Below are 24763 nucleotides of genomic sequence, written 5' to 3'. Positions count from 1 at the left end.
TTAATCACCTGTATAACCTTTTAACTTCAAACGAGCAGCATGAAGTAACGGCTCAGTGTAACCAGAAGGCTGTTCACAACCTTTGAAGATAAGATCAGAAGCTGCTTGGAAAGCAATATTTGTTTCAAAATTAGCTGCCATTGGTTTATACAATGGGTCATTCGCATTTTGCTCATCAACAATTTTTGCCATGCGTTTAAGCACTTCTTCAACTTGTTCACGAGTCACAATACCGTGACGTAACCAGTTCGCAACATGTTGAGAAGAAATACGTAATGTTGCACGGTCTTCCATTAAGCCCACGTTGTTAATATCAGGAACTTTCGAACAACCTACACCTAAGTCAACCCAACGAACAACATAACCTAAGATACCTTGGCAGTTGTTTTCAAGTTCATTGTTAATCTCTTCTGCTGACCAGTTTGTATCAGGTGCAAATGGAGGGGTTAACAAGTCATCTAATGACAACATTTCTTCAGCTTTTAACTGATCTTGACGTGCTTTTACATTCACTTGATGGTAATGCATCGCGTGAAGTACAGCGCCAGTTGGAGATGGAACCCAAGCACATGAAGCACCAGCATTTGGATGTGCAGCTTTAGTCGCTAACATATCTTTCATGCTATCTGGTTTTGGCCACATGCCTTTACCAATCTGTGCTTTACCTTGTAAACCACATTTCAAGCCAATTGCAACGTTACGGTTTTCGTAAGCAGCAATCCATTTTTGTGTTTTAACAGCTTCTTTACGAACTACTGGCGCAGCTTCCATAGAAGTATGGATTTCGTCACCAGTACGGTCCATAAAGCCAGTATTAATAAAGATCGTACGGTCTTTTGCAGCAGCAATACAGTTTTTCAAGTTTACAGACGTACGGCGCTCTTCATCCATAATACCGATTTTTAACGATTTAGGTGGTAGTCCAATCGCCTGTTCAGCACGTTCAAATAACTCTACAGCAAACGCAACTTCTTCAGGGCCATGCATTTTTGGCTTAACAATATACATAGAACCTTTACGAGAGTTTTTATTTTCGTTTGTACTACGGATATCAGCAATTGATAACAATGGAGTTACCAATGCATCCATAATACCTTCAAAAATTTCTTCGCCGTCTACCAAAATAGCTGGGTTAGTCATTAAATGACCTACGTTACGAAGTAACATAAGTGAACGACCATGAAGTTTTGTTGTACCACCAATTAAGTTTTTAATTTCGCGATCTTTATTTAGATCACGAACAATCGTTTTACCATTCTTTTCAATAGATTCTTGAAGTGTACCCTTCATTAAACCTAACCAGTTACGGTAACCTTCAACTTTTTCTTCTGCATCTACAGCCGCAACAGAGTCTTCCAAATCTTGAATTGTGGTTACTGCCGCTTCAAATGTTAAATCTTTAACACCCGCTGGATCAGTTTGTCCAATTGGGCTATTTGCATCAATTTCGATAATGACATGAAGACCATTACTTAAAAGTACAACTTCTGAAGGATTTGCTTCCTCACCATTGAAGCCAACAAATTGAGCTTCATGAGCTAAACCTGTTTTTGAACCATCTTTCAAAGTTACAACGAGTTTGTTTTGCTCAATTGCATATTTTGTTACATCTGCATGTGAACCTTGAGCAAGCGGGAAAACTTCATTTAAGAAATTCTTAGCGAACTCAATAACTTTTGCACCACGAACAGGGTTATATCCTTTACCCTTTCCAGCTCCGCCTTCTTCAGAAATTACATCAAAGCCGTAAAGTGCATCATATAAAGAACCCCAACGGGCATTTGCTGCATTTAAGCAATAACGTGCATTACGTACAGGTACAACTAACTGTGGTCCTGCCAACAACGCAATTTCTTCATCTACATTTTCAGTAGTAATTTGAAAATCTTCAACTTCTGGTAATAAATAACCAATTTCAGTTAAGAACGCTTTATAAGCACCTAATTCAAATTTGTTGTTACGGTGCCATTCATCAATTTTTGCTTGTAATTCATCACGCTTAGCCAATAATGCTTTATTTTTTGGGCTAAGATCGACAACAACTTGCTCAAAGTTCTTCCAGTAAGTTTCACTATCTAAACCAGAACCTGGTAAAGCTTCATTTTCGATAAAATCGTAAAGTTCTTTAGCAATCGCTAACTTGCCTTTTTGAATACGTGCAGTCATTGTCTTTCCTGAAGTTGCTACTTTTTATACCAAGAGAATCCTAGTATACCGATTTAAATTAAGCTGAATACTAATATCACATTCCTAAATAGTAAGCATTTTCCCCTGCAAAACTATTGACAAAGATAAAATTTTCTATATAGGAAATATTAAAATTCTAACTAGGATTCCCATCAATTTATTCAATATTTAAAGATACTGAAACTAGACTTTTTGTTAACAGACAAAAAGTTTCACTATCTTGTTTTTCTAAAGCGTATTTAGTTATATCAAACTTTACAGCGTGAAAAAGCACTATTTAACTAAATTTATCAATTTTTGTTGTAAAAAAAGCGCCCAATTTAGAGCGCTTTTTATATCTATTTTATTTAAGAGGTTTTAGTAGCATCAATATGACGATGTTCAGAATGTAAATATTCATCAGATTGCATTTCTAGCAAACGTGAGCGCGTACGTTCAATTTCAAATGCTAATTTTTCACCTTGATAAATATCAATAATACTATCTTGAGACGTTAAAAGTAATTTCACACCTCGATCGTAAAACTCATCGACTAGATAAATAAAGCGACGAGTACCTTCAGATAAGAAATCTGTCAAATGAGGAACATTACTGACTAGAACCGTATTATAAATATTTGCAATTTCAATAAAATCTGCTGGGCTACGTGGTTTAAAGCAGAGTTCAGAAAACTCACACCACAACACATCTTCTGTATGTCCCAAAGTCTCGACAACACGATTATTAATCACAATCGGCTCTTGAGAATGAGCTTGTGTATGAGTTAATGCACTAAAACGTTCAGCCATCCAGCTTTGAGCTTCATTCGTTAATGGCGATTTAAATAATTGAGCTTGTTTTAGTACACGCAAACGATAGTCCACACCTGCATCTACATTTAAAACAGCACAATTCTTTTTAACCATTTCAATGGTTGGCAAGAAACGATCACGGTGAATACCGTTTTTATATAAGCCATCTGGTGCAATGTTTGATGTTGCAATTAATGTCACACCACGAACAAATAATTTTTGGAATAAATCGCTTAAGATCATTGCATCTGTTACGTTTGATACAAAGAACTCATCAAAACAGATAACGACAGCATCTTTATAGATTTGGTCAGCTACGATTTCAAGTGGATTACGTTGGCCTGAAAGCTTATTTAGTTCTTTATGAACATGTTGCATGAAATGATGAAAATGCATACGCGTTTTACGGCGAAATGGCACAGATTCATAAAATTGATCCATCAGCCAAGTTTTTCCACGGCCTACTCCGCCCCACATATATACACCTTTAGGTGAAGTTTGGCGACGAAAACGACGGAAAGCTTTTTTTGAGGCTTTATAACGGTTTAAAAGTTCTTTCCATACGCGATCTAATTCTTGCACTGCCTGTGCTTGCGCTTCATCTGCCATAAATTGACCTGAAGCTAAAGCCTCAGCATAGCGTTCTGCTGGGGAAGAAGGTGTGAATGCAGTACTATGAGAAGATTTTAAATTTAACATATCGTTTTATTTCAATTTTAACTGATGAGAGTATAGCGAACATTTTGTTCAACCACATTAGCTTTTAGCATCAAGAGTTACGACGATGACTCTTTTGCATATTGTCGAGGACTCTGTCCAAACCATCGTTTAAATGCATGATTAAATGCCGCCGGTTCAGAATAGCCGAGTAATTCGGCAACAACTTCTATTGAGTATTCCCTATATTCCATAAGCTTCAATGCCTTATTCTTGATAATTTGTTCACGAATTTGCTTATAACTCGTATTTAGCTGTTGCAGTTGATGCCTTAATGTCCTTTCAGGCATTTTCAATGCAAAAGCTGTTTCCGCCATGCTCGGGATAATTCCTTGTTGCAGTTCAAGATAATCTTGCACACATTGTATGATATGTGGAGTTTGATGATCTTGTTGATTTAATCTTGTTATTTCTTCAATACATTTTGATTCATAAATACGATGTGTGATGATATCGGCAGAAGGAATCTTGATTTCAAGTACATCCTTACTTAGGCTAAATGCAGCATATTTACCATTAAAATGCACATCTTCGCCATAATAGGCAAAATAACATGACAAAGTATCTATATCAGTAGGTTTTTCAAATGGAAGTTCTATACGCATCGTAGGCATTTGTAATCCCATCATCGTATAAATATCTTGAATAAATTTATAAGTTCCAGAGATTTCACATTGTGCCCGTAACTGGCCAATTTCCGTTTTTAAATCAACAGGCAAATAATTTAAAATCGTCCGCTCATCAGTTTCGTATAAAGCTAAGCTACCAAATAAATGCGTAAGCTTTTGATATTTTATACCCTTATTTAAAGCAGTTTGAATATCATTACTTGTGACAAGTAGCATAAGCAATGGGCCGTAACCCGCTAAAGCGTAATGCTGTCCAATAAATAAACCCTTTTCAGGCTCTACATTTTTACTAATTATTTGTTGAATGTCCCATTCAAGACGATCATGAATTGTGGAAGTCGGGTCTAAAGCATCGACTTTACTACCTATATCGGCCAAACGTGAGTCGACATCAATGCCAGCATTGCGCATTCCTTGAATTAAATAGATTAAACCAAGTATCGACCGTTTCATTCTTCTATCAATTTCCCTAGACTGAAATGTTTTACTATAAAGAAGCAAGAAAATTAATTGCCGAATCTATCAATTTTCACGTCGATACAATCATGTTTAAACTGATTAAAAAACGTTAGTCTTGCGTGCAATCCTCTTTTCAGCTTATGCAGGGTTTCCAATGCTAAACGCAAAGCAAGATGCTATTCAAAAAACTAAAATTGCTATTATTGGTGCTGGCTTTGGTGGCCTAGCAATGGCAATCCGTTTACTACAAAATCAACAGCAAGACTTTGTTATTTTAGAAAAATCAAATGATGTCGGTGGAACTTGGCGAGAAAATCGTTATCCAGGTGCAGCATGTGATGTTCAATCTCATATGTATTCATTGTCTTTTGCACCAAAAACAGATTGGACAAAACGCTATGCAGAGGGACCAGAGATCTTTAATTATATTCAAGACATTACACAGAAATATAAAATTAAAGATTACTGTAAGTTTAACCATGACGTAACTCATGTCCAATATGATGAAACACTTCATGTCTGGACTCTAGATTTTAATGAGCAACCTTCTATAGAAGCTCAATTTGTAGTTTTTGCATCTGGTCCCTTACACATCCCACAAATTCCTCCTATCAAAGGGATTGAAAAATTTAAAGGAAAAGTATTTCATTCCTCAAAATGGGAACATGACTATGATTTAAACGGAAAGTCAGTTGCATCTATTGGTACAGGTGGTAGCGCAATTCAATATATTCCTGAAATAGCCAAAGATGTTAAACAGCTCTATGTATTTCAAAGAACAGCTGCATGGGTAATACCACGAGATGAGCGCAAATATTCAAGCTTAAGTAAAGCATTATTCAAATCTTCTAATATTTATCGCCAGATTCATCGTAGTCGTCTTTACTGGAGTAATGAATCTCGCGTTGTACCCATTGTTCAACCTCAAATCATGAAGTATGGCCAAAAATTGGCAGAAGCATTCATCCGTTTACAAGTTAAAGACAAAGAGTTAGCAAAAAAACTCACACCTGACTTCGTTATGGGATGTAAACGTATTCTTATCTCAAATAAATACTTTCCTACCTTTAACCGAAAAAATGTTGAGCTAGTAACCGATAGCATTCAAGAGATTAAAGAAAACAGTATTGTTACTAAAGATGGTCAAGAACGACCTATTGATTGTTTAATTTACGGTACAGGTTTTATTACTGACCCACGTATTTATTTAAAACATTTCACATGTATCGGACGTAATCAAATCGAGTTAAAACAAGCATGGAAAGATGGTGCTGAAAGCTATTACGGCATTATGACTAAAAACTTTCCCAACCTATTCCAATTGGTAGGTCCTAATACAGTTCTAGGTCATAATTCGATTATTTTTATGATTGAATCTCAAGTGAATTATATTTTACAGCTTATTCAACTTGTAGAAAAATCTGGTCAAAAAGCAATTGAGATCAAGCCTGAAATTCAAGACCCCTTTAACGAACGTGTCCAAAAGCAGCTGCAAGGAACCGTATGGCAAGCTGGCGGCTGTAGTAGTTGGTATCAATCTGCCGATGGAAAGAACTTTTCACTATGGCCAACTTACACATGGAAGTATTGGTTAGAAACACGTAAAGTTAAGCCCAAAGACTACTTACTTTTAAATAAAAGCTCACAGAGCTATGCAGCTTAAAAGGTTCAAGACATAATAGGTAGGTTGATAACAATCTACCTATTATATGCAATCTTTTTATCTCATCATTCAAATTTTTTTAGCACTGGCTTTCGGTTATTTCCTAGCACCCAAACTATCTCTAAATATCCAACAATTTATATTTAAAATACTGCCCTATTTTTCTTATATTCTTTTAGCTAGTGTAGCTTTTGAATTAACCTTGGCACTTGATCAAATCGAGAATCCTTCTGCCATACTCCCACCCGCTATTATCATTGCTCTTACCACTTCTTTTGGTTCGTTCTTTACGTGTTTATTTGCTTATACAATTTTTGATAAACAAAGTGTTAAAGGCAAAATTTCCCTACAACTTTTTGTAAATGCTTTAAAGAATATTGCGAAGGCTTTTCTTGCACTAGGTGTCGGTGTTTTATTCGGCGCTATCATTACTCAATTCACCTCACATATCGCATTTAATAGCTGGTATTTGTTATTACTTTTTATTTTTTTAATTGGTATCGAACTTGCCTTCACCCACTTTAACCGCACATGGTTAAGCTGGAAAATTTTAATTGTACCCTTAGCCGCTTTTATAGGGTCATGTATAGCAGGCCTTTTGAATTACTATTTGCTCAACAAGCATTTTACACTTAATGAAACTTTAGCTTTAGCACAAGGCTATGGCTGGTATTCAATGTCGGGGATTTTATTTACGCAATTACATTCGGCAGAGTTGGGTGGAATCGCCTTATTAACCGACTTATTTAGAGAAATTGTTGCTATTTTTCTAATGTATACCATGGGTTGGCGTTTTCCACGCCCTGCTATCTCAAGTGCGGGTGCAACCTCCATGGATGTTACCTTAGCAATGGTAAAACAGTCATGTGGTACACATTATGTACCACATGCCATGATGAGCGGCTTATTATTAAGCCTACTCGCCCCGTTATTAATTAGCTTATTCCTAAATTTTTAGGCAATCGAAGCAAGAATAGATTTCAACATTTCTGTTGGCTTTTCTGCTTTAGTAATCGGTCGACCAATTACCAGATGCGTAGAGCCATCAAGCATAGCTTGCTTTGGAGTTACAATACGTTTTTGGTCGTCTGCATTAGAACCTTCTGGACGAATACCAGGTGTTACTAAAGAGAAGTCTTGCCCAATTAATTCACGAAGAATCTTAGCTTCTTGAGCTGAACAAACCCCCCCATCCAAGCCACTTTCTTTCGTTAAATTAGCCAAGCGCTTTACATGCTCTACAGGTTCAACATCTAAACCAATATCTTTTAAATCTTCACGACCCATTGATGTGAGTACTGTCACAGCAATAAGTTGGGTTTGATAGTTACCTGCTTTTAAACGTTCCACACAAGTTTCCATCATTTTACGGCCACCTGAAGCGTGAACATTTACCATCCATACACCTAAATCAGCCGCTGCACATACTGCTTGAGCTGTAGTATTTGGAATATCATGAAATTTAAGATCAAGAAAAACTTCAAAATTTTGTTCTTGCAGTTTTTTTACAACAGATGGGCCTTCATGAGTAAAAAGCTCTTTACCTACTTTTACGCGGCATAAAGCAGGGTCAAGCTGTTCAACAATTTTTAAAGCGTCATATTGGCTTTTTGCATCTAACGCAACAATGATACTCAAGAGACTTTCTTCCATCATATAAAATCAGCGTTATTATAATAGACAACTCATGAAGGAATAAAGGAATGTAGAGAACTGCTTTCCAAAATTAAAGCGATAAGAACAAAAGCGTTTATATTTAGAAGAATAAAAGAAGAGATAAAATTTAGAGAGATACTACTCTTTACTCATCAATAAAGAGTAGTACGGGGATTATAGCGGAGTAGAATTTTTATCTTGCGGATAAATATCTACAACGGTTTTTTCATGTCTTACATTTGCAGCTGCTTCAGCTGCTGCTAATTGAGCACTTTGGATTTGTTCTTTTCTTAAATGGTCAATATCTTTACGCAGGCGTTTAATTTCCCAACCTTTTTGGAATACTCTGAAAACTTGCACACCTAATAAAAGACCAACCACAGTTCCTAGTACCAATGTGAGTAGCAATAATAAGCCTAAACGCATAGCTGGAACTTGGGTAAATAACAAATCAACAGAAAGTTCTGTTGGATTCTGCAAAACAAGTGCTAAAGAATAGCCAAATACAACAATAAGCAATGCAATTAAAATATAACGCATAGGCACCCCGACTTATAAATTTTATTTATTTCCCAGATTCGTTTACAGCATCACGAAGGGCTTTTCCGGGTTTAAAATGTGGAACAGCTTTAGCTGCAACTTCAACTGATTTTCCTGTTTTAGGATTGCGACCAACTCTTGGATCACGGTGGTGTAAAGCAAAGCTACCAAAACCACGGATTTCAATTCGATTATCAGTTGATAGGGCTTCTATCATTTGATCAATCATAATTTTAACCGCCTCTTCCACCAAAGGTTCAGCTAAGTGTGGGTTTTTTAGCGCAATGCGTTCAATCAAATCAGACTTATTAAGAGCTTCAGTAGTCATCTACGACCTCGTTATTTATTGCTACTCTATGTCGTTCGATAATAACCTGTTTAAATACAAAACGGTAGCGCAGTATGTTGAATACTAGGCTACCGTTTACAGTAATTTGTATAAAAAGTACAATTCCGTTACATGAAACTGTACTTTGTTAACTTATTACTTCATTTGTGCTTTGATCAAGTCACCAATAGTCTTAGGACCATTGTCTTGACTTGTAGTTGCTGTACGCAAGCTAGCAACTGCTTCTTTCTCTTCAGCTTCGTCTTTCGCTTTGATAGACAAGTTGATAGAGCGAGATTTACGATCAACGTTGATGATCTTCGCTTCAACTTCTTGACCAACTTCTAAGAATTTAGTCGCATCTTCTACGCGGTCACGGTTGATTTCAGAAGCTTTAAGAGTTGCTTCAACTTCGTCAGCTAACTTAACAGTTGCGCCACGAGCATCAACTGCAGTTACAGTACCTTTAACTAAAGCACCACGTTCGTTAGCAGCTAAGAAGTCATTGAACGGATCGCTGTTCAATTGCTTGATACCAAGGCTGATACGGTTACCTTCAGCGTCTACAGACAAGATAACAGCTTCAACAGTGTCACCTTTCTTGTAACGACGAATAGCTTCTTCACCTTGCTCGTTCCAAGAAATATCAGACAAGTGTACTAAACCGTCGATACCGCCGTTCAAGCCAATGAAGATACCAAAGTCAGTGATAGACTTGATAGTACCAGATACTTTTTCGCCTTTCTCATGAGCTTTAGCAAACTCTTCCCATGGGTTAGCACGAGTTTGTTTGATACCAAGGCTAATACGACGACGTTCTTCATCAACTTCAAGAACCATAACATCAACTTCATCACCAATCTGAACAACTTTAGATGGGTGGATGTTTTTGTTAGTGTGGTCCATTTCAGAAACGTGAACTAAACCTTCAACGCCTTCAGCGATTTCAGCGAAACAACCGTAGTCAGTTAAGTTAGTTACGCGAGCTTTAACGATAGAACCTTTAGGGTAACGGCTCATGATCGCTAACCATGGATCTTCGCCTAATTGTTTAAGGCCTAAAGATACGCGGTTACGTTCACGGTCAAATTTAAGTACTTTAACAGTAACTTCTTGACCAACTTCAACAACTTCTGAAGGGTGCTTGATCCGCTTCCAAGCCATATCTGTGATATGTAGAAGACCATCAATACCGCCAAGATCAACGAATGCACCGTAATCAGTAAGGTTTTTGATTGTACCTGTAACTGTTTGACCTTCTTCAAGTTGAGCAAGTAATGCTTCACGGTCAGCAGAAGATTCAGCTTCCATAACAGCACGACGAGATACAACAACGTTATTACGTTTAGCATCAAGTTTAATTACTTTGAACTCTAACTCTTTACCTTCAAGGTGAGTAGTGTCACGGATAGGACGAGTGTCAACTAATGAACCTGGTAAGAATGCACGAACAGGACCGATGTCAACAGTGAAACCGCCTTTAACTTTACCAGAGATAACACCAGTAACGATTTCGCCATCTTCAAAGATTTTTTCAAGTTTAGTCCAAGTTTCAGCACGCTTAGCTTTTTCACGTGATAAAACTGTTTGGCCCATACCGTTGTCAAGAGCTTCAACAACTACGTCAACAGTATCACCAACCTGAACTTCAAGTTCACGTTGTTCATTTAAAAATTCAGCACGGTCAACAATGCCTTCAGACTTTAGGCCAGTGTCAACAGTTACCCAGTCGCTATCGATGTTTACAACAACACCTTGGATGACTGCACCCTTTTCAACGTTGAGGTTTAATTCACTTTCTTCAAAGAGGGCTGCAAAAGATTCGGTCATGATATACCTGATAAATTCAGCGGTCTTGGATCAGACAAGGCCGGTTTAGTTAAGTATCAACATAGTCTTTATAGACTGATCAAGCTATGCGTCAACTGACAATTCTATTTGCTAAATGGTACGGCTATCGACATAATCAACCATCAACTTAAATACCTGATCGATCGTTAATTCCGAACTATCAATGATATAAGCATCTTCGGCTGGCTTGAGCGGAGCAACTTCTCGCTCCGTATCTCTTTTGTCTCGTGCCTGTATATTAGCTAAAATGTCGTTTATTTTAGCATCTAGCCCCATACCCTGCAACTGTTTTACTCTTCGCTCAGCACGTGACTCAGCCGAAGCTGTCAGATAAATTTTGGCATGGGCTTCTGGAAAGATAGATGTTGCCATATCACGGCCATCTGCAACTAAACCAGGACTTTGCGCAAAAGCTCTTTGTCTTTCAAATAGTGCTTGTCTAAGCTCTGGAACCACTGCAACTTTTGATGCGTACTCACCAACTCGCTCTGTACGGATTGTTTGAGATACATCTTCTCCATCCAAGAAGACCAAAATCCCTGAGGTAGACGTTTCAAATTTAATGTCCAGTTGACGTGCATATTGAATACATTCATCAAGCTGACTGTCTAATTTCTCTAATAAATCGTGTTTATGTAATGACAACCCTAACAAACGATATAAGGCACCCGAATCAAGTAAATGATATTGATAATGTGCTGCAAGTTTTGCGGCCAATGTTCCTTTACCCGAACCACTCGGACCATCAATAGTAATAATTTGAACTGTCATTGAACTCTCACTAAGAAGCAAATGCTTTAGCTAATCTCGAAAAGCCTAGTGTAATGGCTAGTTTTAACTGTGCAAGGATTAATTTACTAACCACTGGCGCTTTTGCCGTTAACTCGATGCGGTATGTAACTAAGGTAATGTATGGAGTAATCTCAGAAAACTCGATTCTACCTAAATGGTGTTTAATCAAAGGATTGTCTATTAATTTATACTCAATACTTTTATTTTCTTCCAACAATGTAATTTCTTCTTTAAGTGGCTTAATTGGACCAAATCCCATACGTCGAATTGAGCCTAAACCATCAGGTCTTTTAGAATCTGCGGAGTCTTTAACACGCACAACCTGTAAAGGTGCAAAAGCAGTATTGTAAGTTGAATGCTTAGAGAGCAAATTAAATACATCAGTAAGAGGAGCATTAAATTCTTTTTCTACGGTAATTACATTACGCATTGGATCGTCCTTATTAAATAGAATCATGACATTAAAACCGCGTTAGTTTGCCATAAGAGTATGTTAATTTTTAATCATTTAAGGACGTTTTTTGTTGTTTCTCTTGTTTCTTTTGCTCACGTCTTTGTTTAAAAAAATGGCTAAGCTGTTGTGCACATTTTTCTTGTAGACAGCCATTCTGAAATGTAAACCTATGATTATAATAACCTTGCTGTAATAACTGACGCGCACTCACCAAAGAGCCTGCTTTAGGTTCTGGCGTACCAAAAACCACATGTTTAATTCTTGCATGTACGAGCGCACCTACACACATAGTACATGGCTCAAGAGTGACATATAAAGTCGTATCTTCAGGTAATCGATAATTTTCTAAAGAGGAACATGCTGCACGGATAGCTTGAATTTCTGCATGTGCAGTTGGATCTAATAAAGTAATTGGAGCATTATAACCAGATCCAATTACTCGATTTTGGCTCACCAGAACCGCTCCAACAGGTATCTCACCCTGCTGGGCGGCTAATTCAGCTTGCTCGTAAGCAAGCTGCATCCAGTATTCATCACTATATTCAGTCATTTATTTTAGGTGATCACACCGTGTTGTCTAAGTAAGGCATTCCAGCTATCAATTGAAGTTACTGGTGGACAATCAGCCAATATACCTCTCAAGCTTAGATCGTCACATGGTTTCCATTCAGGTGATAAATCTTTATCAACTAAGCGTGCGCGAACACCTTCCACAAAGTCAGGATGACGGATTTTCCACTCAGAAATCTGAGCCTCTAGATCAAAGACCTCATCCCATGAGTGAATTTGTTTGCCCCATTGCCACAGTAACCAAGTAATTGCCGCGGTACTAGGAGATCCTTTTTGCAAATTCTCACTCGCTTGACGTAACCAATCACTGCTCGCATCACGCAAGCTAACAATAGCTTGATAGTCTTGTTCAAAATTAAAACCACGGCAAACGCTATGAATTACATCAAGTGAGTTTTGCAATGGCCCTGCCGCAACAGGACGGTGCAAACTATTTAAAGTATCATCAATTGCTCGGAAATCCCCTGCAGGATAATGAGCCCAGTTAATATTTAAAACTTTTTGCAAAACATTATCACGCTGAGCTTCACAAATATGTGTTGCCCAACCGATGCTATACGCCCCAGCAGCAGTCATAATTGAACCAGTTAAACCCGTAAACAAACCTATTGGACCACGATCTGCCAAGAAACGGCTCGCACCAACATCAGGATATAAACCAATATTAATTTCAGGCATTGCTAAACGTGAATATGGCGTCACTAGACGGAATGGTGCAGCCATAAACAAGCCTAAACCACCGCCCATTACATAACCTTCTCCCCAAACCACAACCGGTTTAGCATAATTATGTAAAAGTAAATCTAAAGCATATTCCTGCTGGAAGAACTTATTTGCGGTATCGACTTCTTGATTTATAACAAGTTGGCGTAATTTTCTAACATCACCACCTGCACAAAAAGCTTTTGGTGTAGTTGAGTCTAACCAAATTGCTTTAACCTGTTCATCGTCACGGAAATCTTCAAATACACGCAATAATGCCGTTACGATTGATTCGTCTAAAGCATGTAACGATTTAGGACGATTCAAACGTACTATACGCCAGCCGTTTTTTGCTTCTTCAACCACCAAGTCCGGGTGATAGTTATTTACATTGGGAGAGTTCATCATGCGTCCAATTGCCAGTCTATGGGCTCAATGCCATGTTGTTTCAAATATTGATTTGTTTTTGAAAACACTTTGCATCCAAAAAATCCCCCTCTATTTGCAGCAAGAGGTGATGGATGTGCGGCTGTTAAAACCAAGTGTTTATCTCTATTTATACGTTGTCCTTTGCGCTGTGCATAAGCACCCCACAAAATAAATACTATATGTTGTCTCTGTTCATTTAGAACATCAATAACTTCATCAGTAAATGCTTCCCAACCTTGCTTTTGATGTGAGGTTGGCTGTCCAGCTTCAACCGTAAGCACACTATTGAGTAAAAGTACGCCTTGCGTAGCCCATTTTGTTAAGTCACCATGGCGAGGAGCTGGAATACCCAAATCTGTATGTAATTCATGAAAAATATTGCGCAAAGATGGTGGTAATGCAATACCTTTTTGAACAGAGAAACTTAATCCATTCGCTTGGTTTGGCCCGTGATATGGGTCTTGCCCTAAAATCACAACTTTCACATCAGCCAGTGGTGTGGTATTTAAAGCATTAAAGATCTGTTTACTAGGCGGATATATTATTTTCTGAGCTTGTTTCTGTTGAAATAAGAAATCGCGCAAACTATCCATCTGAGGACTTAATAGAAAAGGTGCTAAAGATCTTTTCCAACTTTCTTCTAATTGAACTTTACTGAGTTTATCTTGCTGTTGCTCAGTTAATTGCATTAATGTCATCCTAGATCAATTTTCAATTCTACAAATAAAATAAGTAATTCGATTTATACTTCGACTTGCAAATCAACTTGAGGATTATTAAATTTAATCCCTTTTTTCAAGTCTTCATACATTTGTGGATTTGCCCACTCTATCTGAATTTGTTCTGAAAAAACAATTCCATCAAGACTTAAAATACCCATTTGTTCGTTTTGAATATCTTCAATAAAGCTCTGAGCATATCCAGTATCAGTCTCATGAACAATAACAGAATATACTTCAACATCACCTTCCCCATTTTGAGTGACTGTTGATTGTAAAACTTGCTGAGCTAGATAAAAGAAAATACGTGAAAACTGTTCAGCCGACGGTGAAACAGGTAAAGAAATCCAACGAGCACTAAAAGTCTGGCATGCATCAATATATTGAGAATCATCTTTTTCCCAAAAACAGATTGCGTGATCAAAGCTGTCGAATAGGTCTTTTATTACTCCTTTTAGGAGTCCAAAATCATAAACCATTTGCCCATGATCTAATTTCGAAGCTTTAAGCAATAACTCAACTTTATAGCTATGTCCATGAATTGATCGCTTACAACGATCCGATGTACAGTTACGTACAACATGTGCATTTTCAAACTTAAATAACTTACGAATTAACATGTGCCAAATCGATCATTCCTTCTAAGAACATTATTATAAAGCAAAAGACGAAAATTTCGCACCACTTTTCAATTAGAAACAATTAGCAAAAAGTATGATAAGACTGATGAAGAAACATTGGAGATACACATATAGAAAGTTTATATTTACTTTAAAGTTTAAGTTGAGAAAAATTTATAATTACAAACTTCAAAAACATCCAAAGTAAATAAATCATAAATTTTCAATTAGTTAAAAGGCACCATATTTCTAGAATATATATAAACCTGCTTATCACTGCGCATTAAGGCACTTGTAAACTGTCTTTTCCTATTATTCAACACAACCTCAATTTGTGCTTGAAAAAAGTTCGACTTCACATCTAAAAGACTACTAACTTCAGTTTTCTTTTGCGCATCAACTGCTGAAAAAGCATTCAATTGCCATAATTCATCAATATTTTGAAAGAACTTTAAATTCTGTTGACGTAATTGAAGTTCTTTTTCTATAGTCCCTAAATCTAATTTTTGATCAATACTCGCTAATACTAATGGTGATGCGGTATTAACATTCACTTTTGTATTTTCAGGTAATGCAGAAATATATGGTGCAATTAAATCATATTTCTTGCCTTCAAAACCTCTTACCAATTTCAACTCTTCTATACGATGAAATTTAGCATTTGAAGCCAAATAACCAGGATCAAGGCCTTCATAATAATTACTTTCTGCCCCCATAGGTCCAGATGGTTCGTCATCTGGATCTTGCCAATCAATAACTGCTTGACTTAACTCTGCTGGCAATCCTACACGCACAAGCAATCGCTCAAACCAATTTTTAGCAGCTTCGTTTACCTTGCCTTCATTGGTCGTTAAATTGTTTAGATTAAATTTTCCTGACTCATCTAGTAAGCGCCCCGATACAACTCCATCTTCTATTGGAAAAGGTGGCATTGGCTGAGCCCAACTTTCCTTTAAATGATCGATACCACCAGCATTATTTGCATCTTGAATTAATAATTCAGAAAAAAAAGCTTCTGCACTTTTTGCATAGAGTAATGACTGATTTTGACGCATCAAATAACCCGTATTTTCCATCGTATTAGTTTGATGCTTTGCGATAGAGGCAGCTAAAATTGTAGCCAAAGCAACCATTATCAAAATTGTGAGTAACGCTACACCTTGCTGATTTTTTTTATAGAGTAACATTTATTGACCTCCCTGTTTGGAGAGCGATAAGTCACCTTGGTTTAAGCTATAAATCCACTCATAATTTACACCTGCAACCGTGAGTTGCATTTTTATTCCTTTTGGCAACTTCCTAAATTCATCAGGTTTTGTAGGGTCAATATTAACTTCAGGCCACTTTGTTACTTCTTGAGGTGTCAAAACCATAATTTGAAATTGTTCAACTTGGCTCAACAGCGTACTTGATAAGGGTTGCTCTCTATTTGAAGTATTTAAGTTACTATATTTAAGGCGATAAAGCTTTTTTTGATCAGGATCATATCGATATTCGATACGCTCAAAAGGTGATAATCCTTGCTTTAATGGATCAGTAACACCCGCCTTACTAAAGCGGAGAACTTGATTATCAATCTCTAAAGCTGGACGTAATTGCCCGCCTTGATTGGCTGATAAAGGTATAATTTGCAATGTATCACGCAAAACTTGTTGATAAGCATCTTGTAATTCAAATAGCTGCACTTCATGTTGAGTATTACGATCGCGAACTTTTAATAAATAGTCAAAAACCTTCCAACCCAACAAAGATAAAATAGCAAAAATTGCAATTGAAACTAAAAGCTCAACTAAAGTAAATCCTGAGGCACGAGTTAATCGAGCACTGCTCGATCGTGTCGCAAGATGAGAAACTATGTTTCGAGTGTGAGAGTCTTTAAAGCAATGCTTTGTCTGAGTGCAAGACGAAGAGCTTTGCTCGGAGTAACCCCTCATCATCTGCTCCGATCGTACCGCAAGACGTGAAGCTGAGCTTGGAGAGCGAAAACTTTTATTCTTTATCATTATTTTGCTTTCATTGGATAATTAAAAAATACCAAGTGAGTAATACCATTTTGAACTTTGCCCTTATCTGAATCATATAAGCTAATTTGTAAATCTACTTTCTGAACATTCGGGCTAATTGTAGATTGTGCAGATTTGTCAATCTGCCATGTTTCGCCTTGAGAAGTAACTTGCTTACTTTGAGTACCTTCAAGCCATTCCTGATTTATCTCCATTAAAGCAATTTCATTCATTGCTACAAACTGAGCTTTGGTTCTAAGAATTGCATTTGAGGTAGATTGAGTATATTGCATGGCTACTTTAGTTAATGCGACAGCCGCTACTGCAAAAATTGCTAAAGCAACCATTACTTCTAATAGAGTAAAGCCTTTAGATTTCATTTATTTTACCCAAATGATCAATTTGTATTTCTGAACCAATTGGTTTTTGTTCAAAGTAAAACTGTATTTTCACAGTTTTAGCTTCACCGTTACCGAACCAGATTAACTGGGGAGCCTGCCCTCCAATTAAATCGGTATTCGTAGCTTTTGAATAGTTTTGCTCATCTAAAGGTTGTATTGTAAACGATACATGTTTAGGCAACTGACGTGTATTAAACTCAGAATATTTCTGCCAGCGATTTTTTAAATCTTGGACCTGTAATTTACTCTGATCGTGATACTCATACAATTCATAAGAAAATGGTGAAACATCTGTTTCACTGATAGTAGATAAAGCTAAAACACGAGACTGATCAAGCGACTCTTTACTAATCTTATGCATATCAAGCAAAAATAACTCTCTTGCTTGCATCGCTTTCTTTTGGTCAACCCCACCTATGTTGAGTACAACTAGAGAGGTCATAATCGTCATAATAACAATCACCACCATCACTTCTATGAGAGTAAAACCTTTTTGGGATTTAAGTGGTGATTGAGATTTCATATCGACCTAAGCATATTGCTCAACAGCTTGTTTAGGTAAGGCTAAAGCCTGATCAATATAAGCCACTCTTAAAGTGTCTCTTGAACCTAAATATCGTTGATAAAAACTTGAATTGAGAATAGCTGCCGCACCATGAGTTAATGACCAAATAGAAGCAAGATAATCTCGTGTAGGCATATTGCTTTGAATAGATTCTAGGTAGTGGTCTGTCATGCGAATGATAATTCGCAATCTCTGTTTACGCACCTGATAAAGTTCGTGAAAAAGATGATGTACGCCTTGAGCAGTGATTGAGAGTTTTTCCTCAATTTGATGGAATAAAACTGTTCGCTCAGGATGATGTAAATGATGCAACATGAAAAAGGCTAAATGTTCCGGAAAGGCTTTCTCAGTATCTTGAACCATTTCAAGTAACATACGCTCATTACGAATAATCAACAGCATGTACAACTCATCTTTACTTTGAAAGTGTTTATACAAAGTTCCTTTTGCTAAATCAAGCTCAGCAGCCAAGACATCGAGTGTCATTCCGGCTTCGCCATTTTCTAGCAATAATTGTTCCGCAACCTGAAATATTAATACTTCTCTTGCTCGGAACTGAGCCTGACGATCCATCTTCACGCAATTACTCTCTTATATAGTTTCTATAACCTAAATCGCTTTTAGCAAGTTCTCAAAATTTTGTGAGGTGATCATTGCAATTTCCTCAACCGATTTATCATATACATCACTGAGCGCTTTGGCTACATAAGGCACATATTTTGGTTCATTTGTTTTACCACGATATGGGACAGGTGCTAAATACGGGCTATCTGTTTCAATTAAAAGGCGATCTAGTGGAACCTGTTTAGCTACATCGCGCAAATCCTGTGCATTCTTAAATGACACAATACCGGAAAAAGAAATGTAATAACCACAATCAAGCACAGCTTTAGCAGTTTCCCAATCTTCAGTAAAACAATGCAGAATCCCATGTGTTGAGTGTTCAGCACGGATAATATCTACCGTATCATGCTTTGCTAATCGGGTATGAACGACAACTGGTTTTTTTACAATTTTTGAAGCTTGGATATGTCTTGCAAAACATGCTTTTTGCTCTTCAATAAAATCAGTACTGTGATAATAGTCCAGTCCAGTTTCACCTAAAGCCCATACTTTTTCTGATTGAGCCAATTCAACCAAATACTCTGTTGTTGCACGTGCCATTGTGCCCACATCCTCACAAGGGTGTACACCTACCGTATAACCAACATCTGCATGTTTATTTGCAATTTCAGCCAATGCAATATGGTCATCGAGATCAACGGAAATTGCCATAAACTTAGACACTCCTTCTGCTCGCGCCGCTGCAAGCGCAAGGTCCAGATCACCGTTATAAGGCGTTAAATCTAACATCGTTAAATGGCAATGCGTATCAACAAACACTTTTCTTTCCTATTTAATTACATCGTATAACTTGGACGGTCTAGAGACATACTACCAGCCAAAACTCGTTCTGCCTCAGTTTTATAGTAAATTCCCTTATCTCCGCTTAACTGAATAGCAAAACCTTGAGGTTTAAATCCACTTTGCTTATGGGAGATCCAGATTACTTTGCCTGTTAGAGGAATTTTTTGAGACTGCTCAGGCAACGTCGCTAAAATGAAAATTTCTTGTCCCATCTTTACCTTTTGTTTTGATGGTACGAATAGGCCTCCACCTTGCACATATCCCATATAGCTTGCTTGCAAAGTAGCTTTATCAGGAATATTTACCTGAATAATCCCCCCCATTTGCGGCTGCATAGTTTTCCCCTTAAATATTCATTAACGTTATAAATAATTGATCAATAATAAGTTGGCTTTGTACATTTTGTTCAACAAGCTTTTTTGCTTGCTGTAATTCACTATAAATATTAAATAAGCTTTCTAAATCATAATATGGGCTTAACTGATCAAAATCTAAATCAGTATTTTTCTGTGGTTGGTTTAGCTTGACACAAATTAAATCACCCAACAAGTATTCAAAAAGCATTATAAAATCATTAAAACTTAATTCTTTTTGCCATTTGCCTGAGAAAAATAAAGGCATATTTTTTTGAGCAACAATTTTAAGCCAATCATTTAAGAAAACTTGCCTTTTCGCAAACCAGTCACTTTGAGCAATTTCTATTGCTTGTAAAGGCATATCATTAGATAAGCCAAGCAGTAAATCAGGCTGCACTTCCGCAAGTTCAGATAAATGCTCATTCAAATAAGAAGTAGCTTGTTCATATGAAATACGATCTAAAGCGAAATGTTGCAATCGGCTACGAATAGTGGCCGGTAGTTTAAGATAGTGATCAGCTAATAAAAGTAAAACAACACGCTCGCCTGGTTCTTCTAAAGTCTTTAGCAAAGCATTTGAAGATGCCAAATTAAGTGCTTCTGCAGGCTCAATCACAATAACGCGCCAACCTTCTCCCGTTTGTTGTACGAAAGGTAGTAAGTCACGGATCTTTTCTATTTTAATTTTTGCATTCTGTTTTTTATTTTCTTCATCCGTTGTGATATGAACATAATTGGGATGAGTGTCTGATTTTAACCATTGGCAACTACTACATTCACCACAAGGGCCCTGCGGCTGCTTATTTAAACAAAGTACCCATGCCAAAAACTGCTTAGCAAAAGCATGTTTTCCACAACCTTGCTTACCGTAAAATAAGAGACCATGTCCAATATTGGGAAACCTTGTTGTCAAGGTGTCCCATGTTGTTTGCTGCCAAGGATAAACCTTTGAAGTTACATTCGGATTCATTAAAAATTAACGCTTATTCAAAAGATTCAACAGGCATACTATTTAAGCGATCAAGATCAGCTTGAGTGTCCACACCTGGTGGCAAATTGGCTTCGGCTACAGCAATTGCAATTCGATGACCATTTTCCAAAACACGTAATTGTTCAAGGCTCTCCAACTTTTCAAGCTTCCCCATATCCCATGTTACGTATTCTTGTAATAAGTTCACTCGATAAGCATATAAACCTAAATGACGAAATGCTTGTGAATGTAAAGTCGGTTCATCATGCTTAGCCCCATCTCGATCATAAGGAATGGTAGCCCTACTAAAATATAAGGCTTCATTTTGTTTAGACATGACTACTTTTACAATACTGTCACGCTGGAACTCATCTAAAGTATGAATCGGCTCACACAACGTCGACATTGAACAATTTGGTTTATCAACCAAAAGTTTTGCAACTTGCTGAACAAGTTGAGCTGGCAATAAAGGTTCATCACCTTGAACATTTACAATAATATCGTCTGCATCCCAACCCTTAATGCGAGCCACCTCACTTAAACGGTCTGTACCCGAAGGATGATCAGCACTGGTAAGAACTACATCAATTCCATCTGCACGGCAGATCTCAGCAATACGTTCGTCATCTGTTGCCACGCACAAATCATCAAAACCTTCGACTTTTTTTGCCTGATCCACTACACGTAAAATCATAGGACGGTTATGAATAAGCAACAATGGTTTACCTGGCAAACGCGAACTTGAGAAGCGTGCTGGAATGACGATGTGTTTCATTTTTTCTTCCTAAGATAATTGAATATCAAGTTCTTGCAATTGCATTTTTAAAACCTGATAACACTGTGTAGACAGGACAGCTTTAACAGGAACTACCCAAATAGATTGTTTAAATTCAGGATGTTTTTCAAGTAATGGTAATAGTTTAACTGCATCTTTTTCAGTTGTAATAAGTGGCAGCTCGTCATTAAAAATTAAATCATTGATTGTGTAATCATGATGATCGCGAAATGCATGCTCTTGGAATTGCTTCAACCCTAGATCTTTAAGTGTTTGATAAAACCGTTGAGGAAAACCAATACCAACTACAGCATGATAATTATTCTCAAGACTAAAGCTTGTTTTAGAATTAGATAAAGGGTTAAGTAAATATGGCTGTCCTGTCTCGAGATGCATGTTTAATTCTGTATCAGGTTTATGAGTATGCTCAATCACTGTTCCTGTTTCTAAACGCTCAACAGGCTCCCGCAGATAGCCTTCAGGTAATAGTTTTTTATTCCCTAAACCACGATTTTGATCCAGTACAATCCACTCGATCTGTCGATCTAATGCCCAATGCTGCAACCCATCATCACTAATAATCAAATCTATTTCTGATGACTCAAGCAATAACTCTATTGCGGCCTGCCTATTAGGACCTACTGCCATTGGTACACTTGTAGCCTGAACAATTAATGCTGGTTCATCCCCCACTTGAGCTACTTGGCCGCCCGAGGTAACCAGCATTGGAAAAGGACCATTACCCCCATATCCCCGACTAATTACCCCTACTTTTACATTATGCTGCTGTAGATAATTCACCAGTTGTATGAGCAAGGGAGTTTTTCCACTTCCACCTACTGTGATATTACCTATAACCATCACTGGTACGGGTGCTTTATAAACTTGCTTAAAACCTGAATTATAAAGATTACGATTTAGTAAAAACCCAGCCCGATACAAACAAGACAATGGACGTAAAGCAATCAACCAAATCGATTGTTTATTCCATGCATTCTGGATCAGCTGGGATAATGACATGCTTAGTTATCCTCGAAATTACGCTGATGTAATTGATAATAAGCACCATGTTTTGCGAGAAGTTCTTGATGAGTACCTTGTTCAACAATTTGTCCTTGATCCATCACTACAATACGGTCAGCATTCTCAATTGTTGATAAACGGTGAGCAATGACAATTGTAGTGCGGTCTTGCATCGCTTCATCAAATGCTTGCTGAATAAAATGTTCAGATTCATTATCAAGAGCACTTGTAGCCTCATCCAAAATTAATATTGGAGCATTCTTTAAAATTGCTCGAGCAATAGCAATTCGCTGACGCTGACCACCGGATAAGTTTAGGCCCTGTGCCCCTAAAACAGTATCATAACCATTTGGTAAATTCGTAATGAAGTCATGTGCATATGCAGCTTTTGCAGCAGCATGAATTTCCTCATCTGAGGCACCTTGCAACTGACCATACGCAATGTTTTCACGAACAGTACGGTTAAATAATACAACTTGCTGATTTACCATTGCGATTTGTGTACGCAGACAAGAAAGCTCAATGTCATTAATTGGCAAACCATCTAAGTAAATTTGCCCACTTGATACTTCTTGGAAACGTACCAACATATTAACTAATGAGCTTTTACCAGCGCCTGAACGTCCAACTAATGCTACAGTTTGACCAGGAAGAATATCTAAAGAGAAATCTTTAATAGCCTGTACGCCATCAGCATAATTTAATGCCACATGATCAAAACGAATCGCACCATTTAGTTTAGGTTTCAACTGACCATTATTTTGCTCTTCAGGCAAATCCAATAGTTCAAAAACAGAATGAGCTGCTGCTAAACCACGTTGTAACTTTTCATTAACGTCAGTTAAGTTTTTTACTGGTTTTGCTAATAAACCAGCAGCTGTAAGGTAAGCCACGAACTCACCAGCACTAGTATTACCTAAAATCTGTGGTCGTAAAGCTAACCATACAATAAGGGCCATCGCACAAGCCATTACTACCTGAACCACAGGGCTATTCAGGTTTTGTACAATTACCATTTTTAAACCACGTTTTAAGTTTTCTTCCGATGACTTATAGAACCGTTCTTGTTCAGACTCTTCACCAGCAAAAGTTTTTACTACAGCATTACCATTGATACTCTCTTGAACAACGTGGTTCACGTCACCCATCGTATCTTGAACCTGTAATGAGAGTTTTCGCATACGTTTTGAAGCTTTACGTACCAATACACCAATTACAGGTAAAAATACAAAAATACATAGCGTAAGACGCCAATTGGTATAAAACAGGTAGCCTAACAGTCCCAGAGTAATCATCCCATCCCTAACAATGGTTCTTAATGACTCGGAAGAAGCTGCCGTTAGCTGCTCAACGTTATACATAATCTTGGCAGTAATATGGCCAGATGAATTATCGAGGTAATATTGTGCCGGTAGTCTTAAAAGTTTGGCATAAACTTCTTGGCGAATACTAAAAACTAAACTACGTGAAATCACCGCAGTATAGTAACCTCCCATAAAAAGGCCTAAACCACGGAAAAAAACCAATAAAATGATTAATAATGGGAACCAATCCAAATCACCTCTACTGCCATTTTGGATTGCATCAATAATAAATTTAATCAATTTAGCAACGGAGACTTCTGTTGCTGAGTTAATACCGAACCCGATAAGAACTAATAAGGCCACGCCCCAATAAGGTTTTAAATAGGCTATGAGACGCAAATAAACCTTAAAATCTTGATTCACTCAGAAAAACCTCTAGAAGGAACTTTGGTACTAATATTGATGTTAACAAAACCGAGTTGTCCTGCTACATCCATAACGCGAATTACATCCTGATGAGACGCTTTGGCATCCGCAGCAATGATGAACATAAAATCACGGCGCTCTTGAGCAACTTGCTTAATCGCAGTACTCAGATCAGCAACCTCTTTAGACGAAAGTGCCTGACCATTTACAGCATAATGACCAGAAGAGTCTACCACGACTTCAATTTTGTGATCGTACTGTTTTGGTGGAACACCTTGTGCATCTGGTAACGTTAAATTGAGGCGACTTGGCTGATTAAAAGTAGTCGATAGTAATAAAAAAACCAAAATGAACAACAAACAGTCAATCATAGGCGTTAAATTGATATGAATGTCTTCAACCTGAGAACGTTTAAATTTCATCTGG

The 24763-nt window shown here is 37.4% G+C and carries 27 protein-coding genes; 2 read left to right on the top strand and 25 right to left on the bottom strand.

Features of this window, described 5'->3' with window-relative positions; genetic code table 11:
* The 3 genes from J580_RS06720 to J580_RS06710 all read right to left on the bottom strand — a co-directional run bounded on the left by J580_RS06720 (position 1) and on the right by J580_RS06710 (position 4777).
* Positions 1 to 2166, bottom strand: coding sequence for a malate synthase G (locus tag J580_RS06720; RefSeq protein ID WP_032003532.1), 2166 nt, complete (start codon positions 2164 to 2166; stop codon positions 1 to 3).
* A gap of 368 nt (positions 2167 to 2534) precedes the next feature.
* Positions 2535 to 3677: a cell division protein ZapE gene (gene zapE / locus J580_RS06715; protein WP_002117902.1), complete on the bottom strand. Its 1143-nt coding sequence runs from the start codon at positions 3675 to 3677 to the stop codon at positions 2535 to 2537.
* Between the two features lie 77 nt (positions 3678 to 3754).
* Complete coding sequence (locus J580_RS06710) at positions 3755 to 4777, bottom strand: AraC family transcriptional regulator (protein ID WP_032003530.1); 1023 nt, start codon at positions 4775 to 4777, stop codon at positions 3755 to 3757.
* A 121-nt stretch (positions 4778 to 4898) separates the two neighbouring features.
* Between J580_RS06710 and J580_RS06705 the strand changes: the two genes are divergently transcribed.
* Positions 4899 to 6446, top strand: coding sequence for a flavin-containing monooxygenase (locus J580_RS06705; protein ID WP_081403549.1), 1548 nt, complete (start codon positions 4899 to 4901; stop codon positions 6444 to 6446).
* A gap of 46 nt (positions 6447 to 6492) precedes the next feature.
* Complete coding sequence (locus tag J580_RS06700) at positions 6493 to 7404, top strand: lysine exporter LysO family protein (protein WP_032003528.1); 912 nt, start codon at positions 6493 to 6495, stop codon at positions 7402 to 7404.
* Here the strand turns inward: J580_RS06700 and pyrF are convergent.
* From pyrF to J580_RS06590, 22 genes are all read right to left on the bottom strand, one after another.
* Positions 7401 to 8099: an orotidine-5'-phosphate decarboxylase gene (gene pyrF, locus J580_RS06695; RefSeq protein WP_032003526.1), complete on the bottom strand. Its 699-nt coding sequence runs from the start codon at positions 8097 to 8099 to the stop codon at positions 7401 to 7403. The genes J580_RS06700 and pyrF overlap by 4 nt on opposite strands.
* Positions 8100 to 8276: 177 nt before the next feature.
* Positions 8277 to 8642 carry a lipopolysaccharide assembly protein LapA domain-containing protein gene (locus J580_RS06690; protein WP_002121360.1) on the bottom strand — a complete coding sequence of 122 codons (366 nt, stop codon included), beginning with the start codon at positions 8640 to 8642 and terminating at the stop codon, positions 8277 to 8279.
* A gap of 25 nt (positions 8643 to 8667) precedes the next feature.
* Positions 8668 to 8970 (bottom strand): integration host factor subunit beta, encoded by a 303-nt coding sequence (locus tag J580_RS06685; protein WP_002121337.1) that lies wholly within the window; start codon positions 8968 to 8970, stop codon positions 8668 to 8670.
* Positions 8971 to 9126: 156 nt separating this feature from the next.
* Positions 9127 to 10800 (bottom strand): 30S ribosomal protein S1, encoded by a 1674-nt coding sequence (gene rpsA / locus J580_RS06680; protein ID WP_002121348.1) that lies wholly within the window; start codon positions 10798 to 10800, stop codon positions 9127 to 9129.
* 111 nt (positions 10801 to 10911) lie between these two features.
* Complete coding sequence (gene cmk / locus J580_RS06675) at positions 10912 to 11592, bottom strand: (d)CMP kinase (RefSeq protein WP_032003525.1); 681 nt, start codon at positions 11590 to 11592, stop codon at positions 10912 to 10914.
* A gap of 10 nt (positions 11593 to 11602) precedes the next feature.
* Positions 11603 to 12043, bottom strand: a complete 441-nt coding sequence (locus tag J580_RS06670; RefSeq protein WP_014206600.1) for an SRPBCC family protein — start codon at positions 12041 to 12043, stop codon at positions 11603 to 11605.
* A gap of 70 nt (positions 12044 to 12113) precedes the next feature.
* Entirely contained in the window at positions 12114 to 12617 is a 504-nt protein-coding gene (gene tadA, locus J580_RS06665; protein WP_002121378.1) for a tRNA adenosine(34) deaminase TadA, read from the bottom strand.
* Between the two features lie 5 nt (positions 12618 to 12622).
* Positions 12623 to 13747 carry an enoyl-CoA hydratase/isomerase family protein gene (locus tag J580_RS06660; RefSeq protein ID WP_014206599.1) on the bottom strand — a complete coding sequence of 375 codons (1125 nt, stop codon included), beginning with the start codon at positions 13745 to 13747 and terminating at the stop codon, positions 12623 to 12625.
* Positions 13744 to 14457 carry a uracil-DNA glycosylase gene (ung, locus tag J580_RS06655; protein WP_005069527.1) on the bottom strand — a complete coding sequence of 238 codons (714 nt, stop codon included), beginning with the start codon at positions 14455 to 14457 and terminating at the stop codon, positions 13744 to 13746. The genes J580_RS06660 and ung overlap by 4 nt, the downstream gene beginning before the upstream one ends.
* A gap of 53 nt (positions 14458 to 14510) precedes the next feature.
* A complete protein-coding gene (locus J580_RS06650) occupies positions 14511 to 15107 on the bottom strand; it encodes a 6-pyruvoyl trahydropterin synthase family protein (RefSeq protein WP_002121363.1) in 597 nt (198 codons plus the stop codon).
* A gap of 227 nt (positions 15108 to 15334) precedes the next feature.
* A complete protein-coding gene (gene gspK, locus J580_RS06645; protein WP_032003524.1) occupies positions 15335 to 16294 on the bottom strand; it encodes a type II secretion system minor pseudopilin GspK in 960 nt (319 codons plus the stop codon).
* Complete coding sequence (gene gspJ, locus J580_RS06640) at positions 16295 to 17110, bottom strand: type II secretion system minor pseudopilin GspJ (protein ID WP_002121460.1); 816 nt, start codon at positions 17108 to 17110, stop codon at positions 16295 to 16297. It lies immediately after the preceding gene.
* On the bottom strand, positions 17110 to 17490 hold the full coding sequence (gspI, locus tag J580_RS06635; RefSeq protein WP_002121425.1) for a type II secretion system minor pseudopilin GspI: 381 nt from the start codon (positions 17488 to 17490) through the stop codon (positions 17110 to 17112). Before gspI ends, gspJ begins: the two co-directional genes overlap by 1 nt.
* The gene (locus J580_RS06630; protein ID WP_014206596.1) at positions 17480 to 18034 is read right to left on the bottom strand and encodes a type II secretion system protein; all 555 of its coding nucleotides are present in this window, start codon (positions 18032 to 18034) and stop codon (positions 17480 to 17482) included. Before J580_RS06630 ends, gspI begins: the two co-directional genes overlap by 11 nt.
* A gap of 6 nt (positions 18035 to 18040) precedes the next feature.
* The gene (locus J580_RS06625; RefSeq protein WP_014206595.1) at positions 18041 to 18649 is read right to left on the bottom strand and encodes a TetR/AcrR family transcriptional regulator; all 609 of its coding nucleotides are present in this window, start codon (positions 18647 to 18649) and stop codon (positions 18041 to 18043) included.
* A gap of 36 nt (positions 18650 to 18685) precedes the next feature.
* Complete coding sequence (locus J580_RS06620) at positions 18686 to 19459, bottom strand: TatD family hydrolase (RefSeq protein WP_032003522.1); 774 nt, start codon at positions 19457 to 19459, stop codon at positions 18686 to 18688.
* A gap of 17 nt (positions 19460 to 19476) precedes the next feature.
* Positions 19477 to 19818, bottom strand: a complete 342-nt coding sequence (locus J580_RS06615) for a PilZ domain-containing protein (RefSeq protein WP_002121335.1) — start codon at positions 19816 to 19818, stop codon at positions 19477 to 19479.
* A gap of 10 nt (positions 19819 to 19828) precedes the next feature.
* Positions 19829 to 20809: a DNA polymerase III subunit delta' gene (locus J580_RS06610; protein ID WP_014206594.1), complete on the bottom strand. Its 981-nt coding sequence runs from the start codon at positions 20807 to 20809 to the stop codon at positions 19829 to 19831.
* Between the two features lie 13 nt (positions 20810 to 20822).
* Positions 20823 to 21584, bottom strand: a complete 762-nt coding sequence (gene kdsB / locus J580_RS06605) for a 3-deoxy-manno-octulosonate cytidylyltransferase (RefSeq protein WP_014206593.1) — start codon at positions 21582 to 21584, stop codon at positions 20823 to 20825.
* Positions 21585 to 21593: 9 nt separating this feature from the next.
* Entirely contained in the window at positions 21594 to 22604 is a 1011-nt protein-coding gene (gene lpxK, locus J580_RS06600; protein WP_032003521.1) for a tetraacyldisaccharide 4'-kinase, read from the bottom strand.
* A gap of 2 nt (positions 22605 to 22606) precedes the next feature.
* A complete protein-coding gene (gene msbA / locus J580_RS06595) occupies positions 22607 to 24334 on the bottom strand; it encodes a lipid A export permease/ATP-binding protein MsbA (RefSeq protein WP_032003520.1) in 1728 nt (575 codons plus the stop codon).
* Positions 24331 to 24759 (bottom strand): ExbD/TolR family protein, encoded by a 429-nt coding sequence (locus J580_RS06590; RefSeq protein WP_005069548.1) that lies wholly within the window; start codon positions 24757 to 24759, stop codon positions 24331 to 24333. Before J580_RS06590 ends, msbA begins: the two co-directional genes overlap by 4 nt.
* Positions 24760 to 24763 lie beyond the last annotated feature (4 nt).

The organism is Acinetobacter sp. 1542444 (assembly GCF_000581835.1).
GTDB lineage: Bacteria > Pseudomonadota > Gammaproteobacteria > Pseudomonadales > Moraxellaceae > Acinetobacter > Acinetobacter pittii.
This window is presented reverse-complemented; position numbering and strand designations above follow the sequence as displayed.